General features: G+C 55.4%; 15 protein-coding genes. 4 read left to right on the top strand and 11 right to left on the bottom strand.

Going from position 1 to position 16382, the window contains the following annotated elements:
- Positions 1 to 9: 9 nt before the first annotated feature.
- The 5 genes from NSU01_RS02715 to NSU01_RS02695 form a co-directional block, all read right to left on the bottom strand.
- The gene (locus NSU01_RS02715; RefSeq protein WP_039306707.1) at positions 10 to 333 is read right to left on the bottom strand and encodes a cytochrome C oxidase subunit IV family protein; all 324 of its coding nucleotides are present in this window, start codon (positions 331 to 333) and stop codon (positions 10 to 12) included.
- A gap of 4 nt (positions 334 to 337) precedes the next feature.
- Positions 338 to 964, bottom strand: coding sequence for a cytochrome (ubi)quinol oxidase subunit III (locus NSU01_RS02710; RefSeq protein ID WP_042232206.1), 627 nt, complete (start codon positions 962 to 964; stop codon positions 338 to 340).
- A gap of 6 nt (positions 965 to 970) precedes the next feature.
- Entirely contained in the window at positions 971 to 2809 is a 1839-nt protein-coding gene (gene ctaD / locus NSU01_RS02705) for a cytochrome c oxidase subunit I (protein WP_042140700.1), read from the bottom strand.
- A gap of 137 nt (positions 2810 to 2946) precedes the next feature.
- Complete coding sequence (coxB, locus tag NSU01_RS02700; protein ID WP_042133221.1) at positions 2947 to 3996, bottom strand: cytochrome c oxidase subunit II; 1050 nt, start codon at positions 3994 to 3996, stop codon at positions 2947 to 2949.
- A gap of 407 nt (positions 3997 to 4403) precedes the next feature.
- Positions 4404 to 4592 carry a hypothetical protein gene (locus NSU01_RS02695; protein WP_019913840.1) on the bottom strand — a complete coding sequence of 63 codons (189 nt, stop codon included), beginning with the start codon at positions 4590 to 4592 and terminating at the stop codon, positions 4404 to 4406.
- A 627-nt stretch (positions 4593 to 5219) separates the two neighbouring features.
- Here NSU01_RS02695 and NSU01_RS02690 point away from each other — a divergent pair.
- Both NSU01_RS02690 and NSU01_RS02685 read left to right on the top strand, forming a co-directional pair.
- Positions 5220 to 5558: a hypothetical protein gene (locus NSU01_RS02690; RefSeq protein ID WP_076246096.1), complete on the top strand. Its 339-nt coding sequence runs from the start codon at positions 5220 to 5222 to the stop codon at positions 5556 to 5558.
- 86 nt (positions 5559 to 5644) lie between these two features.
- Entirely contained in the window at positions 5645 to 6616 is a 972-nt protein-coding gene (locus tag NSU01_RS02685; RefSeq protein WP_339302483.1) for a diacylglycerol kinase family protein, read from the top strand.
- Between the two features lie 830 nt (positions 6617 to 7446).
- Here the strand turns inward: NSU01_RS02685 and NSU01_RS02680 are convergent.
- From NSU01_RS02680 to NSU01_RS02665, 4 genes are read right to left on the bottom strand one after another with little or no spacing between them, the layout of a single operon-like run.
- A complete protein-coding gene (locus NSU01_RS02680) occupies positions 7447 to 8022 on the bottom strand; it encodes a xanthine phosphoribosyltransferase (protein WP_042133215.1) in 576 nt (191 codons plus the stop codon).
- 42 nt (positions 8023 to 8064) lie between these two features.
- Complete coding sequence (locus tag NSU01_RS02675; protein WP_042133213.1) at positions 8065 to 8370, bottom strand: hypothetical protein; 306 nt, start codon at positions 8368 to 8370, stop codon at positions 8065 to 8067.
- 42 nt (positions 8371 to 8412) lie between these two features.
- Positions 8413 to 9231: a TrmB family transcriptional regulator gene (locus NSU01_RS02670; RefSeq protein ID WP_042133210.1), complete on the bottom strand. Its 819-nt coding sequence runs from the start codon at positions 9229 to 9231 to the stop codon at positions 8413 to 8415.
- 36 nt (positions 9232 to 9267) lie between these two features.
- Positions 9268 to 10068, bottom strand: coding sequence for a zinc ribbon domain-containing protein (locus tag NSU01_RS02665; protein ID WP_042133207.1), 801 nt, complete (start codon positions 10066 to 10068; stop codon positions 9268 to 9270).
- A gap of 190 nt (positions 10069 to 10258) precedes the next feature.
- Between NSU01_RS02665 and NSU01_RS02660 the strand changes: the two genes are divergently transcribed.
- Together NSU01_RS02660 and NSU01_RS02655 are read left to right on the top strand one after the other, a co-directional pair.
- Complete coding sequence (locus NSU01_RS02660; protein ID WP_076246089.1) at positions 10259 to 10633, top strand: hypothetical protein; 375 nt, start codon at positions 10259 to 10261, stop codon at positions 10631 to 10633.
- A 304-nt stretch (positions 10634 to 10937) separates the two neighbouring features.
- The gene (locus tag NSU01_RS02655) at positions 10938 to 11609 is read left to right on the top strand and encodes a GTP pyrophosphokinase family protein (RefSeq protein ID WP_042140699.1); all 672 of its coding nucleotides are present in this window, start codon (positions 10938 to 10940) and stop codon (positions 11607 to 11609) included.
- 75 nt (positions 11610 to 11684) lie between these two features.
- Here NSU01_RS02655 and NSU01_RS02650 read toward each other — a convergent pair whose 3' ends face one another.
- Positions 11685 to 12473 carry a hypothetical protein gene (locus tag NSU01_RS02650; RefSeq protein WP_052421645.1) on the bottom strand — a complete coding sequence of 263 codons (789 nt, stop codon included), beginning with the start codon at positions 12471 to 12473 and terminating at the stop codon, positions 11685 to 11687.
- A gap of 34 nt (positions 12474 to 12507) precedes the next feature.
- Entirely contained in the window at positions 12508 to 15597 is a 3090-nt protein-coding gene (locus NSU01_RS02645) for a DEAD/DEAH box helicase (RefSeq protein ID WP_042133205.1), read from the bottom strand.
- Positions 15598 to 16382 lie beyond the last annotated feature (785 nt).

Below are 16382 nucleotides of genomic sequence, written 5' to 3'. Positions count from 1 at the left end.
CGTACAGTATTAATCCCACCATACCCAGTAGAGCGACATTATAATGCAAGTGCCCGCGATAAAAAATCCGCCCAGCATGAAGATAATCGGCATCATATGCCCTTTGTCCTTCAGATGCATCCAGAAGCCCATCTGCAGGATCACCTGCAGCACAGCCATCACCAGCAGCAGAATAACGGCAAAGGTGGCATTCACCCCTCCGGCGGCCACTGCGGCAAAGGCGATCAGCGTCAGGACAATGGAGAAGACAAAGACAACAATATGCCGCTGCGGTCCTTCCGGGCGGTGCCGGTGCTTCACCGGAGAGTCCGGAGAATGCTGCTTCGTCGCCATGGCTTCATCCCACCTTTCCAAGGAGGTATACTACCGTGAAGATAAAGACCCACACCACATCAATGAAATGCCAGTACATCGCCGACACATAAATCTTCGGTGCGGTTACCACCGTCAGCCCCTTATGCAGTAACTGGCCAATCAGTACTGATATCCACAGGATACCGAAGGCCACATGGGCACCGTGAAAGCCGACCAGGGTATAAAAAGCCGAGCTGAATGCACTGGTGGTCATTCCGAATTCCTCATGCCTGATGTATACGCTGAATTCGTAAATCTCCAGAACCAGGAAGCATAGTCCGAGCAGTACCGTGACCAGCAGCCAGTTCCGCAGCATGGTGACGCGGCCCCGGTGCATCGCCTGGATCGCGAAGACACTGGTCAGACTGCTGACCAGCAGGAGAAAGGTTGCCGCCGCGACCAGCGGAAGATGAAACAGCTCATTCGCAGACGGGCCTTCATTGGTCTGATTGCGCAGCGCCAGGAAGGTTGCGAAGAGGGTGCCGAAGAGCACCGCTTCCCCACCAAGGAACAGCCAGAAGGCCAGCACCTTGTTGCGCCCTTCGAGTGTTGCTTTTTCCGGTTCATGCGGGAGAGTCCCATTCGCTGCTTCAGCATGTGCTGTAGTCATATCCGCTCACCTTCCTTCCAGCTCTTCGGGTTCAATATGCCAGCCCGGATCATCGAACAGCGACCGCATCAGCATGGAACCGAAGGTAATAAGCAGTCCCAGTGCCGTAACGATATAGTTATTGAACAGAAAGCTCATTATACTGCTGCTGAACTCATCACGGCTGAACATGAAGCCCAGTCCCGCTATGAAAATACCGACCGACATCAGGAACGGCAGGATCGTTGCTGAAGGCATATGAATCGAGCCCACCGGTTCGGACGGGGTCATCCCCTTGTGTCCGGCCATTTTTTCCTTCCAGAAGGCATCCAGGCCCCGCACCAGCGGCGTCTGCTTGAAGTTATATTCCGGCGGCGGTGAAGGGATCGTCCATTCGAGTGTCCGGCCGTCTTCCCACGGATCGTCGGCTGCATCAGCCGGCCGTCTCGAGGTCAGGAAGATATTCGTGAGGAAGATCAGCATGCCGACCCCCATCAGCATCGCACCAATAGTGCTGACCAGGTTAAGCAGATCAAACTGCTGATTCGGCAAATAGGTGAATACACGGCGCTGCATGCCCATCAGTCCCAGGAAATGCTGCACGAAGAACGTCAGGTGGAAGCCGATAATGAACGTCCAGAAGGTCCACTTGCCTAACGTCTCACTGAGCATCCGCCCGAACATCTTCGGCCACCAGTAATGCAGTCCGGCAAACAGCCCGAGCACCAGACCGCCGACAATAACATAGTGGAAATGCGCCACTACGAAGTAAGTATCGTGGAACTGGAAGTCCGCAGGCGCAGAGGCCAGCATGACCCCCGTTACCCCGCCCATGGTGAAGGTTGGGATGAAGCCGGCTGCGAACAGATTAGGGGTGGTGAAGCGTACCTGTCCGCCCCACATGGTGAACAGCCAGTTGAAGATCTTGATCCCGGTCGGAACGGCGATCAGCATGGTGGAGACTGAGAACAACGCATTCGCTACCGGACCGAGGCCGGTGGTGAACATATGATGCGCCCAGACCATGAAGCCCAGGAAGGCGATCAGAATCGTTGCGAACACCATGGAGCTATACCCGAACAGCCGCTTGCGCGAGAAGGTCGGAATAACCTCAGAGATGACGCCGAAGGCCGGAAGAATCAGAATGTATACTTCGGGATGGCCGAAGATCCAGAAGATATGCTGCCACAGCACCGGATTGCCGCCTCCGGCAACATTGAAGAAGTTGGCTTCCAGTATCCGGTCGAAAGTAAGCAGGACAAGGCCTACAGTAATAGCAGGGAAAGCGAATAGAATAATGGCTGAAGTAATAAAAGTGGTCCAGGCGAACATCGGCATCCGCATGAAGGACATCCCCGGTGCGCGCATCGTGATGATGGTGGCCAGGAAGTTAATGCCGCCAATCAGTGTGCCAAGGCCTGCAATCTGCAGTCCGATGGTATAAAAGTCCACCCCGTGCGTGGGGCTGTAGCCCGTGCTGGAGAGCGGGGTATATGCGGTCCAGCCCGCATCAGGCGCACCGCCCATTACCCAGCTGAGGTTGAGCAGAATTCCGCCGAACAGGAAGGTCCAGAATCCGAGCGCATTGAGAAAAGGAAAGGCTACGTCACGTGCACCAATCTGCAGCGGTATGACTGCATTCATCAGTGCGAAGATGACAGGCATCACGCCAAGAAAGATCATCGTCGTGCCATGCATGGTAATCAGTTCATTGAAGGTCTGGGCATCCAGAAAGGTATTCATCGGCTTGATCAGCTGAATACGGATCAGAATCGCTTCCAGTCCGCCGATGCCGAAGAAGATGCCTCCAGCCCACAGGTAGAGAATCGCGATCTTCTTATGATCGACGGTGGTGATCCAGTCCATTAGCCCGGTATGCCGTTTAACGCTGTGGCCATGCTTCAAGGGCTGGGAGGGATGCAAGGATTGCGCTGCTTCGGCCAAGGTACGTACCCCCTTTTTCAAATATGCTGCTTCCGCTTCGGGCTATAGGCTATCCGGCTTCAGTCCAGCGTGTAACCGGCCAGAAACTCGGCAATTCCGTCAATTTCTTCATCGCTTAAGCCCAGGTCCTTGGGATCCGGCATCTTGTTGCCCGGCTTCACGCTCTGGGGATCATGCAGCCACGTCTTCAGATTCTCTTCTACCGGTGCCCCGTCCACGCGAGTGTCGTCATTAAGCAGAATGCCGGCCACCGATTCGCGGGAGCCGATTCCGGTCAGATTGGGAGCCTGGGAAAGATCCTGCATACTTCCAGTCGCATGGCAGGTCAGGCACTGGGATTTGAAGGTCTCCGCGAGCGCCGGATCATCCGGCAACACGGAATCAGGAGCCTTCATCGAAGCTAACCACTCCTCAAAGGCCGTACTACTGACTGACTTTACCTTAAACTCCATGAAGCCGTGGGAAGGCCCGCACAGCTCCGCACATTTGCCGCGGTAAACGCCTTCATTCGGCGCACTGAAGCTGAAGCGGTTGACCGTTCCGTCGGGGTTGGTGTCCATTTTGCCGGAGAGCGAAGGTACCCAGAAGGAGTGCAGGACATCCTTGGTGCTTAGCTCAAAAGCGATATCCTTGCCGGCGGGAATCACCAGATCCTGTGCTGTTGTCACCCCGTAATCCGTATATTCAAACTCCCACCAGTATTGATGGCCGGTCACTTTGACCTTAATGGCATCCTTATCATCCGAATGATCATTGCCGGCAGCGAACACCGCCTTCACTGTAGGAACCGCCAGCACAACTACGAGAATAAGCGGGATGACCGTCCACAGCACTTCGAGCCTGAAGCTGCCTTCCACCTGCTTGGGAATCTCGTTCTGATCCGGTTTCCGGCGGAAACGGATCCATACATAAGCCGCAATGGAGAAGACGACCAAAAGCACCACGATCATGATTGAGATCGACAGCTTCATAAGTGCAAACGAGCTTTCCGCTGCGGGTCCCTGCGGTCTGAGTACCGACAAGTCTTCCCGCCCGCATCCGGCAAGAATGAGTCCAAGCGCTGCGGTCATGGGAAGAAGCCGCTTTCCAGCCTGCCACGTTTTCATCATTGATCTACCCCGCTTTTCCCGAATTCGTAGATTAGAGTATTTTCCTGTCAATTATAACAATCACTATTAATATAAGTTCGCCCCACTGTTTTGTCAATCGTTCACAACAATTTCACATAATCATTTTGAAAAAGAAAAAAGCTTGTCCTTACTGATTTTAAAAGCGCTTTCAAAATAAGGTGAAAACTGTTAAACTACTTTTAAAGCGTATTCATATGTATTTGTGTCTATTAATTCATTTGACTAATTATAGAGACCTGTATCCGGTAAACCGGGCAGACAAAAAAAACCGATTCCAGCGGCAGCAGGCTGCCCGGGCACGGTTTATGAGAATCCTCATGGATGTTATAGCGCAAAATGTTGTCATCAAAAAGCAGAAGCAGAAGCAGAACAATTCTATCTGTTGTTTAAGAAACGGACGAATTCATTCTTACCAGTTCATGCTCCACAACCATGGTCAGCTCTTCTTCATAGCCTCCCGTGATCCGATACTTCCGGACGTACTCCTTCACAAATTTCTTGGGATCTTTGGGCCGGAAAATGCGTGTCATTTCCCGTAGACTTTCCTTGACTTCGTTATGACCTTTACTTGCCATGATCAGTTCCCTCCCAAAACATTGAAAATGAATGCTCCGTTGTAGAGAATGCATGATGAAAAGTCCGCCGTAACCTTGAAATGCAAGTTAAGAAACCATTACACATACGTGGCTTGCATTATCCGCCTTGACCATCCTTCCGGTATTCCGGAAATCCGCCTTGCCGGTGAAGCAGGTTCGTCGTGATTTGGGCTGAGAGTAAGGATGTCTCAGAGTAAAGACACCTTGACACTTTAGTTACCCGAAGAGCCACTTGCTGAATCACTCCTTTCGGGCCTTATCGTTATATTGTATCATATTCCAGTCCAAGTTCCACCTTTCCTTGTAAAATATGCGAATGGAAATTTTTTATACTTCTTTAGCTTCCACGCTAAGTAAGCTCCTCATTTTCCGCTACAACCGCTACTCCTGACCTGACCTCAGCAACGCGTCCGGCCCCCTGTGGCTAAAATATATAGTATGTCTTCCGCCAGCTTCGGGAACCTGATATTAGTCTAACCAATGCTGCAGAAAATATTGGACATATCCCCTGTGCAGTTCATACTTTAACGTGATTCTTCATAGGCTTGTAGGGAGGAAGGTTGATTATCCGTGCCTTTCTTCTTCAAACCAAGGAGAGTGAGCCCTTTGTCCCCTTTCAGATCTTCCACCGGATTGCCCGATAATATTGCCGCCGCCTTGTGTTACTTCTTCCCGTTCATTGGTGCCATTGTGTTCCTCGCGCTGGAGAAGCGCAGCCGGTTCGTCCTGTTCCACTCGCTGCAATCCCTGATTACCTTCGGGGTGCTGATGGTAGCCCATGTACTGAGCGGCTTCATCCCTTTTCTCGGTCCTGTCGTGGCCGCCCTTCTCTCCCTGCTGGGCTTCGCCGTATGGCTGCTGATGATCTACCACGCACTGGGCGGAAGATGGTATAAGCTGCCCTGGGCAGGAGCAATTGCCGAGAGTCAGCTGCGGCAGCTGTAACCGGTAAAAAAGATTCCCTTTTGCCTGTCCTCTCCGTACAATGGAATCAGGACTTACAGGAATCTTTACAGGCTGGGGGAACAACCATGTATTTATTGATCATAAATTCCCGCTCGGGCGGCGGAGCGGGGCTGCGGACTTGGCATACCGTTGAAGCCATGCTCAAGGCACGCGCCATTGCGCATGAAGCACTGTTCACGCAAAGCGCAGACAGCGCGGAGAATCAGGTGCTGCACGCCCTTGCACGCCGCGAGGACTGGCGCGCCGCCATCGTTATCGGCGGCGACGGCACGATCCACAGCGTGCTGGGCGCACTGCGGCGCAGAGGGGTGCCGCTCGGCGTAATCCCCGCCGGCTCCGGCAACGACACCGCGCGGGGCTTCGGCATCCCGCTCACTCCGGAGGCAGCGCTGGATAACGCGCTGCAGGACCGCTGTCTCGAAGCTGATCTGCTCTCGGGCGCGGACGGGCTCACCCTGACCGCCGTAGCCAGCGGCTTCGATGCCCAGGTAGCCGTCAATGTGAACAACAGCCGCTACAAACGGCTGTGCAATGCCATCGGCGCCGGCCGCCTGGCTTATATCATCGGCATTCTGCATACGCTGATTACCTTCAAGTCCTGCCGGGTCAGCGTGACCTGCGACGGCAGGGAGCAGACCTTCGACCGGGCGTGGCTGGTCTCGGTCTGCAATCTGCCCAGCTACGGCGGCGGGCTGCTGATCTGCCCGCAGGCGGAGTCAGGCGACGGCCTGCTCGACGTCTGCGTCGTCCACGGGATCAGCCGCGGGCAGTTGCTGCGGCTGTTCCCGACGGTGGTGAAGGGCAAGCACGTTGCGCTGCCCTACGTCACCATGCTGCGCGGACGCAGCGTAGCCGTCCACTTCGCGCAGCCGCGCCATGCCATCGGCGACGGTGAGGGCCTCGGCACCGCGCCGCTGGCCGTGCGCTGCGAGCCGGGGCGCTGCGCGTGCTCTCGCCGCTGGCGGCGGCCGGCGCGCAGGGCGCGGCCGGGCCGTGCCACGCGAGCGGCTAGGCGGGGCGCGGGCAGCGGCGGCTAGGGAGCCGGGGCGTGGACGGCGGGAGGCACGGCCGGTTGGCCGAGCACGGGCAGCCGGTTGAGCCTGCTTCCACCAACGACGTTCCGGCGATCTAGCCACTATGTACCCCTTGCGGACTGAGAGGACCTTAATCTCTCCGGCAAGGGGTTTTTAGTTGACTTGCAGACTGAGATTCCGCTATGCCCCACAAATTGATTGATCTGATGCACCAAATGAACAAATAAGCGCACTGGAGTCCGCTGGCAGCAAAAACACGCCAAATTTCCCAAATAAGCGCATTTCAGTCCGCGTAGTATATTGCACATTCCTATCCCCCGCCTGAATCCAGTTACTCACAAACCAGCTCGCACATACCCTCCCGCTCCCGCACAACATCTGCATTACTCACACTAGCTTCTACAATGCACACTCCCAATCTCCCCGTAATCCCATCATCCCTTGCTCCCATCAATTCACACTTCGGCCCGCCGTAACTCCATCACCCCTTGCTCCCCTCAACTCACTCTTCCGCCCGCTTATGCCCCATGTTACTCACAAACTAGCTCGCTCATCCCTTCAGCTTCAGTCCAGCAGATTCGTCTCAGCTCCTCTCCCGCATTACTCAGCAGGCCAAACCAGCGCCTGACCGAAGCACTGGAGGCGTATGACTGGCCACACACTGAAGGCGTTAGCCGTGAGCTTCGTCCCTGCTCTCTAAGGCTACAACCCAGCACTCCCCTCAGCCGCACTAACTATGCCCGCCTTCAAACACAAACAGGCAGGCCCACGGATAACCTCCGGGGGCCTGCCTGTTATTTACGTCTGCCGCAAAAGTCCACCCGGCAGTTCTCCTACTCTTCCACGAAGCCAACAACGCCGTCATCCAGCGAAGCGATCCGCACCAGCGACTCCACGCGGTAGCCGGCTTCCTTCAGCAGCCGGTTGCCGGGCTGGAAAGCTTTTTCGATCACAATCCCAATCCCGGCAACACTGCCGCCCGCCTGTTCAACAATCCGCGCCAGCCCGAAGGCCGCTTCACCATTCGCCAGGAAATCATCGACGATCAGCACGCGCTCACCGGGTGCGATGAACTTTCGGGAGACGGTAATTTCATTGGTTTCCTTCTTCGTGAAGGAGTAGACCTTCTCCACATAAATATCTTCCGTCAGCGTCAGCGACTTCTGCTTGCGGGCAAAAATCATCGGGACCTCAAGCTCCAGCGCCGTCATAATGCCGGGGGCAATCCCCGAGGATTCGATGGTCAGCACCTTGGTGATTCCTTCCCCGGCGAAACGGCGGGTAAACTCGCGCCCTACTTCACGCATCAGGAAAGGGTCCATCTGGTGATTCAGAAAAGAATCAACCTTGAGCACACCAGGGCCGAGAACAATACCTTCGTTAATGACCTTTTGTCTCAATAACTCCATCCGTGCTCCTCCTCTATCCTCAAATGGACCCTGCTTCGTCTGCTACAGACCCGTAGGTTTCTGGGGCAGCAGGTTACCGACAATCGACTTCAGCTCGTTATCCTGCTTACTGTTCTTTTTGCCGTTGTCAAAGCTCGTAATCCGAATCTCTGAATACTTCTCTCCAGGTGCCACAGGTTTGAACACTAACTTCTCCCGGTCCTCAAGCCGGACATTAAAATTCATGTCCTTAAACATGCCGATTAGATCCTGCTCTCCCGGGGTCTTCCCTTCGTCCAAAAACAGCAATCCGCGTAACGGCTTCACGCCTTCCGAATGCTGCACATCAAAATGAACAATACACTCCACGCTTGTCACCTCCCTAGCTTAGTACCCTCTGCATCCCAGGAGCTACTCCGCCTGTTCTTCCCCGGCTTCATCCTGGTCATGCAGTACATATTTACTGTAAATCCGGCCATAGCGTTCCCCGTACCGCTTCTGCAGCTCAGGCCCCATATCTTCTTCAAGCTCGAACAATACCATTTCCTGTGTAAAATGATTCAGCAGCAGCTCCACGAGCACCGGATGCTCGGTAACCACCGCCTGCGCGGTTCCGTCCTCATAACGCATGCCGAGCATACACCAGGAACGGTCGATGACAAAAGAAAACTTCCGCCCCCCGCTGCGCTGTGGCTTACCGTCCAGCGGCGGCCATATCGGGTATGGCGCAGAGGCCGCGTTGCCGCCGTCAAAAGCCCACAGCAGCTTCACTCCGCGCAGCTCTGCCTGCTCCAGCTCGCTGCGCAGCAGCGAGGCTTCCTCCCGCCATACATCGACCACGATCTCCTGAGCCGCGAGATTCAGCTGGCGGATCAGCGCTCCCGTTACGTTGCGGTCACCTTCCACGTTATAGAATGAAGGGCTGACCGGGCCTCCGCGCGGCATTTCACTTTCCATATACGCCAGCGATGCCTGTACCCGGCCGGATATCATCGTCGCCAGCTCTTCAGGGTCCAGCACGCTGTAGCGGGCCGGCTCCCCTTCCCCGCAGCGTACGTAGCCTTGTTGCGTCAGGCGCTGAAGCGCCGCGTATACATTCGATCTTGATACTCCTAGCTGCTTTGCCACTTCGTAGCCCGAAGCCTGGCCCTTGGTGGCCAGCTCAACCATAATTTTGGATTCCATCTCTGTGAAACCCAAATTGCGCAGATGCAGCAGCAACTGTTCCATCTATGTTGTCCCCCTAAGCTGTCTGTCTAACCCTGTCTAAATTTGCTCCGACCCGCAGCGCGGGCACCACATTGAGCCTTTCGGCAGATCGGCGCGGCAAATCTGGCATTTCACAATATCCCGTGTACCCGATTCGCTGACGGCAGTCTCTTCTGCAGGCTCACTGGCTTTCCAGTCGCGGATCCGGCGGTCCAGCTCCAGCTGGCGCTCACGTTCACGCTCCAGTTCATCGGCCTCACGGCGGCCCCGTTCTGTATCCGGAAGAACCCGTTCATACTCTTCAGGCTCCGGTTCAACTTCAATTTCCGGCAAGGCTTCGGCGTACTGGACAGGTTGTTCAGGTCTCTTAGCGAGTTCCCGCTCCGCTTCTGTCAATTCTTCCTCACCGTAGTATTGATCTTCCTCATCTTCGTGCTCATGTACGGTATGTACCGTAACGGTAGGCGCCGGGTCCTTGCGCAGCACCGGTTCCTTGCGCAGTGGCAGCTCCTCAAGCTTGCGTCCGCAGTGCGGGCAGAAGTTGGCATCCAGTGCTACGATCTGGCCGCAGGCACAGAGCCGTTCATTCTTCAGTTCGGCAATTCTTGAGCGCACACCCTCAATCTGCTCCTGAAGCTTGTTACAGCCGCGCGCCAGCTCGATCATCTGCCCCTCTGCCACCGACATATCTCTGGAACGATATCCTTCGTAGAAAAGCTTTCCCATTTTCAAAAATTCAAGTTGCATCTCATGTTCGATATCAGAAATTTGCCCGTTCAGCTTGCCTACTTCCACCGAGCTTTGCGCTTTTTCACTCACCCGGCTGGCACCGTCTTTAATGCGTTGCAGAAAATTCATTGTAGTTCCTCCTTCTCCAGAGTGAGAATAGGCTGATTCGCAGCCGCAAAATAACCCTATACATCCTTATCGCTCCGTATAGCAGTGGAAACGTGACTCTATCATACCAAAAGTCCCTGACAGATTCATTATTTGTCGTCAGGTGTTAAATACTACATGACGAACATTATCGAATAATGGAGGGATAACATTGCCTGACGATAACCATAAACGATATTTCGTATCCGTGAATCATGGCCTGATTCAGGATGTGCGTAACGACTCGAACGAATTTGAGGTTCTGCTCTCGGATGAAGAGCTTACCGTGCTCCAGGATCTTCTGAAAGGTCTGGCCGGTGAGGACGACTATGCCTTCCGGCGTGCTTTTGTCCCCTATAAATCAGCCGATCATGATGATGCTGCTGAGCAGTTTGACGATGCCACCATTCATCTGTTCCAGTATTTGCATGACCACGGCACAGACGAAACGCGCCGGCTCATTGATAAAATGAATGTTCTGCAGAGGCTCGGAAATACCGGCTACCAGGATGAAGGTTACGGCGGCGGTTCTCCGACTAACAAGTAGACACGGCTCTGCCGCCCTAATCTGGATCGTAAAGCCCCGTCCCGTCTGACAGATAGGCCTATTGTGAGCTAATACGCTGCTGCGGGAAGAATGTTTCTCTTCTGCTTCATCCGGCTTTGTTTTGCTTCCGGGGCTGTACTTCGGTTAAAATAGAATCACATAAACTGCAGCGCATTTTATGCGAACGCCGTAGTCATCCGTTCATGGTCTACAGTCACAAATAACGAATACCGGGAGAGTTTCAGTGGAAGAATACGATAGTACACAGGTTACACTACACAAGTTGCAGGTCCATGTGAAGGATATGCAGAAGTGGCAGGTACACGAAGATTTTGCCAAGCAGGTTGAGAATTTCAAAGCTTTGCCGGCGCTTTACCGACATGCTCTGAATGAGCTTGAGAATAAAATTGATGTCATCCGTACAGAATGGCAGGTACGCGACGGCTTCAGCCCCATCGAGCATGTGAAGTCACGCATTAAGGAACCGAAGAGCATTGTACAGAAGATGGAACGCAAAGGCCATGATTTCACGCTGGAAAATATGGAGCAGCACATTCACGATATTGCAGGTATGCGGATCGTCTGTGCTTTTGTGAAGGATATTTACCGGCTGGTGGATCACCTGTGCGCGCGCGAGGACATCCGTGTACTGGAAATTAAGGATTACATCGCCCATCCGAAGCCTAACGGCTATCAGAGTCTGCATCTTATCGTCGCCATCCCCCTTGTGCTGCTGGAAGGAACCCGCTGGGTCAAAGCCGAAATTCAGCTCCGCACACTCGCTATGGATTTCTGGGCCAGCATGGAGCATATTCTCTACTATAAATTTGACAAACAGCTGCCGCCGCATGTGGCTGAGGAATTGAAGGAGGCTGCGCGTGCCGCTGATGAACTGGATCAGAAGATGCTCCGCCTGCGCCGGGAGATCCTCGAACTGTCAGAAGCGGAAGGCAGCAGTAATGAACCCTTAGTATAAGTATATTTGTATACAATCAAGGCAGTACTTTAACAGCTAGGATGTTAAAGTACTGCCTTGATTTGCGTTGTCCGCTTACAATTTATTCAAGCGAGCCGCACGTTTGGCGGCGGCTTCTGATACCCGGCGCATCAGCAGGGCAAGTCCTTCCCGGGCCTTGGGCGTCTGCGGCAGCAGCGCGCTCCAGTCCTCTTCCGGTTCAATGACATCAGGCATAGCCGGAAATGGCCGGGCAGAGATCTCATGAAACAGCGGCCCCGGCTGATGAAGCGAGCCCTCCGCAGCCGCCTCGGCCAGCCATTCTCCCGAGGACACTGCCGGACCTTTACGTTCCAGCCGGGCCAGCTCGGACGCAAGCGTTACAGGTGCAGGCATCCCTTCTTCGGTAACCCGCTCATTCTCCTGCTCCGCCCAGAGAGCAAACACCCCGGAGAGCAGCTCCTCCTTGGACAGGCCGCGCAGGGCAAAAGCCAGCAGCGGCTCCTTCGCCAGCTGCTGCTTCACCCGAAGCCGCAGCTCCCCGGCGGGCAGCAAGCCTGTGCCCTGTTCATTGGCCGCCTGTTCGAGCTCAGCATCAGCAGGCAGCACCTCAAGAGCAGCAAGTCCGCCTTCCAGGCTGCCCTGGAGCAGCTCATACAATTCACCCGGATGCGCAGAGAGCTGTAGCAGCACCTCATTCTTCCGGGCGGCCGTCCATTCCGGAATATGCAAAGTGAAGACCGCGCGCTGCGCTTGTTCCTCTGCAACTGCGCCGGATTTGCCGTTCCGTCTGCCTGCACCTTCCGCAGCAGCGGTTCCCAGGCTCCCGGTGGCTTTGATCTTTCCCGGCAGCACCTCCAGCTTCAACTCCAGCAGTTCACTCATGGATGTCCCCCTCTTTCTGCAATACAGCTATCATTTACATCCAGTCCTGTCCTTGCAGCTCGATCAGCTCCTTCAGCTCATGGTTGGACATTTCGGTCAACCAATTCTCGCCGGAGCCGACTACCTGCTCGGACAGACTTTTTTTACGCTCAATCAGTTCATCGATCCGTTCCTCCAGCGTTCCCTGGCAGATCAGCTTATGCACCTGAACATTCTTGTGCTGCCCGATCCGGAATGCCCGGTCCGTAGCCTGGTTCTCCACTGCCGGGTTCCACCAGCGGTCATAATGCAGCACATGATTGGCCCTGGTCAGATTGAGGCCTACGCCCCCGGCTTTGAGGGACAGGACGAAGAATGCAGGACCTTCCCCCTCCTGAAAAGCATGCACCATCTCGTCGCGCTCACGCTTCGGAATACCGCCATGCAGGAAGAGCGGTGTCTGCCCGTATCTTCTGGCCAGCCGGCTGACGAGCAGCTCGCCCATCGCCACATACTGCGTGAAGATCAGTGCGGACTCCCCAAGCTCGGAGATGCTGTCCAGCACCTCGAACATCACATCCATTTTGCCGGAAGGCTCACTGCGCAGGCTCCGACCGTCATCCTTGCGGAACAGCTGCGGATGATCACAGATCTGCTTCAGCTTGGTCAGCGAGGACAGCACCAGCCCCCGCCGGGCCATGCCCGACCGCTCACCGATTACGCCGAGCATCTCATCCACAACGCCCTGATACAGGGCTGCCTGCGTTTCTGTTAGCGGACAATACGACTTCAGCTCGATCTTCTCGGGAAGATCCTTCGAAATATCGGGATCACTCTTCAGGCGCCGCAGCAGGAATGGCGATACGAGGCGGTGAAGCTCACGCAGCCGTTCCCCGCCTTCGCCGGATACATACCGCTGGCGGAAGGAATGATAGGTTCCGAGATACCCCGGATTCAAGAAATGAAAGATCGACCACAGCTCGCCGAGCCGGTTCTCTACCGGGGTACCGGTCATCGCAATCCGGTGCGGCGCGTTCAGCTTCATGACACTCTGCGCCTGTTTGGTGCGGTGGTTCTTAATATACTGCGCCTCATCCAGCACAACGGTTGACCAGCGCACCCCGGCTAGATCCTCACTGTCCCGGCCTGCCAGATGATACGTAGTCAGTACAATCTCATGGCTGGCGGCAAGCTCGGTGAATCCTTCTCCGCGTACCCGCCGGCCGCCATGATGGATATGCACACTAAGCGAAGGTGCAAACCGCTGCAGTTCCCGCTGCCAGTTCCCCAGCAGTGAGGTCGGGCAGAGAATAAGCACAGGCTCCTGCTTCTCTCCCGGCGGCGCATTCAGCGCACGGTCCAGCAGGCAGGTGATCACCTGCACGGTTTTGCCAAGCCCCATATCATCGGCCAGACAGACCCCGAAGCCAAGGCCGCTAAGCGCCGTAAGCCATTGATATCCCCGCTCCTGATAAGGCCGCAGGGTACCATTCAGATCATCCGGCACCGGACGCATGGGTAGCCCGCGCAGCACATCGCCATGCATAAGGGAGGCCAGCAAACCGGAGGTCTCCATGCCCGTGACCGACATGCCCTTCCATAGCCGTTCTTCGCCATCCTCGGCTTCCAGGCGCATCCAGTCTGCTGCCGTCATCTCTCCGCTCTCGTTGCGCTTCATATATCTCAGGACCTGACGGACCTCCTTCGGGTCCACTTCGATCCATTCGCCCCGGAAACGTACAAATGGCACTCCGGCTTCAACCAGAGCATTCAGTTCATCCTCGCTGATCTCCGAATCGCCCAGGGAGGCCTCGATGCGGAAGGAGATCAGCTCCTCCATGCCTAGCGCTGCTTGTACAGGGCCGTCCACTCCGCCTGGCGGCGGCTGCATCTTCATTCTCATCCCGATCCGCCGCCGTCCTTCGCGGCTCCAGCGTGAAGGCATCTGCACCGTAATTCCCCGTTCACGCAGCTGCTGTACACTCTCCTTCAGGAAAAAATACAGCCGCTCCGGAAGCAGCTCTACCCCGCGCGGCGCCGGTTCGGCCAGCGCACGCTGAATGTCCGGCGAGATTTTGGCTGCCCGCCCCAGCGCAGCAAGCAGCTGCTGCTGAATGTTGCGGTAGCGCTTGCCCCACAGCGTGAATTCCCGTTCCCGGCTGCTCCAGACCGCTTCAGCCGGAATCCAGAATTCACCTTCCTCCCGGCTCTCCGCCCAGAACGTCAGCCGCCACAGCTCACTGTCGTCTGCAGGCGGCTCCAGCCGCAGGCCCAGGCTGAGCTGTCCGCTGCGTGCCTCCTCAGTCTCGAAATGCGGAACCTCGTTGCCTGCCGTCTCACTCACGGCAGCCAGTAGCTCGGTCACTTCAGCCGGAGTTCCCTGAACAGGGATATCCCGGCTGCCGGTCAGCAGACTGTTCCACCACAGCTCTGTAAGCGGCGAGTAGCCGCGGCGGTAGTTCGCTTTGAATGGACTCAGCGCACTCTCGTTGGCCGCGACCACATTCTTGATCTCCGCCGTCATCACAGCCTGCAGGAACGAATAGAGCACGTACCCGCCTGCTTCCTCACGCGAGGACAGATCCCCCTCCTCGGCTACGTGAGTGCCGAGTGCAAGCACCGGCATGGAAGCCGCCATCTGCAGGAAGAAATCCTTATCCGCCTCTTCCCGGAAAGCCGGCGACCAGCATACCGCTGCCGCCTGCTCGCCTCCGCGGCGGCGTGAGCCCACCTTGCGCGGCGGCTGAGCGCCGGGGACAATCCCGCCTTTGCCCATCAGTTCCAGCGCAAACCGGGCAGCAGCCGACCAGTAGCGCAGTTCTCCACCAGGCTCTATGCCCTGGGCGCGGCTTGCCTGTTCATCCCAGGCAAGGAGCAGCTCAAAAGCGTCCTTGGGCGACAGGGCCAGCCCTTCGAGGGTGCGCCCCGGCATTCCGCGCCGCGCCGTCTTCCCTTCCACGGCGGCGGCGGCAGGATACTTCACTTCCGCCAGCCGCAGCGCAGCACCCGCAAAAGGACGCCAGCCGCTCCGAAATTCCAGCCGTTTAATCACACGTGTCCACGCGTCCACCTTCGGCTCAGAAGTTTCACCCGAGAAGCAAAATAATACGTCCCCTAACCATATTGCATACAGATGCTTAATCATTGATGATCTCCATTCTTTTAAGCAAACAGAAAGAGCCAGTCCGTCCCAGCGGGAAGACTGTTTCCTTCTCTGCGAGAAATATATTATGAAGCTGTACTAGCAGCAGTAACTGTACAGCCATCCCATTGTGGTTATCACTGCAACTTTTTTCTTCATCCCTTCATCTTATACGAAAAAGTCTATATTTAAAAACTTTTCTGCACGTTTTCTGCAGAAAATCTGCAGATTTTTTTGCAAATCTGCCCCATTCGCAGTTCCGTCAGCATTCCGGAGGGGTCCTCAGACCCAATCGGGCTGCTTGAAGCTTGAAGCTTGAAGCTTGAAGTCATTTGACTCGCCTCGCCATTGGACTAAGCCCTTGGTACCTCCTACGCTAATCATTAACCCAATTGTCAGATATCCCACACCATCGGCACAGCAAAACTGGCAGCCGCAAGCATCGGCCTAACGCCAATAGGATTATTGTGCAACCAGTATGTCTTTCGGGGACCTCAACAGCACTGTACGGGACTCGCAGGCAATTCAGGAAACTTAATGGCATATGGGGAACTCCATAGCACCTTGGGAACTCAATAGCACCTTGAGAACTCCATGGCACCTTGAGAATCATTGTACCCCACCTTATAAGCTGCACTTAACTCTGATAGCCGTATTTAAGTATTTAAGACTAATTGTAAACACGCAACCGCTCAATCGGCGGTGGTCAGATCAAATAAATCCAAAATGTTGTATGTATTACAACCTTGATCCCATAATACGAAGGCTTCCGAAAGGAATGTTGTATG

Source organism: Paenibacillus sp. FSL H8-0259 (genome assembly GCF_037963255.1).
GTDB classification, from domain to species: Bacteria; Bacillota; Bacilli; order Paenibacillales; family Paenibacillaceae; genus Paenibacillus_AQ; species Paenibacillus_AQ phytohabitans.
Note: the sequence above shows the minus strand (reverse complement) of the source record. Positions and strands in the feature narration are given on the sequence as shown.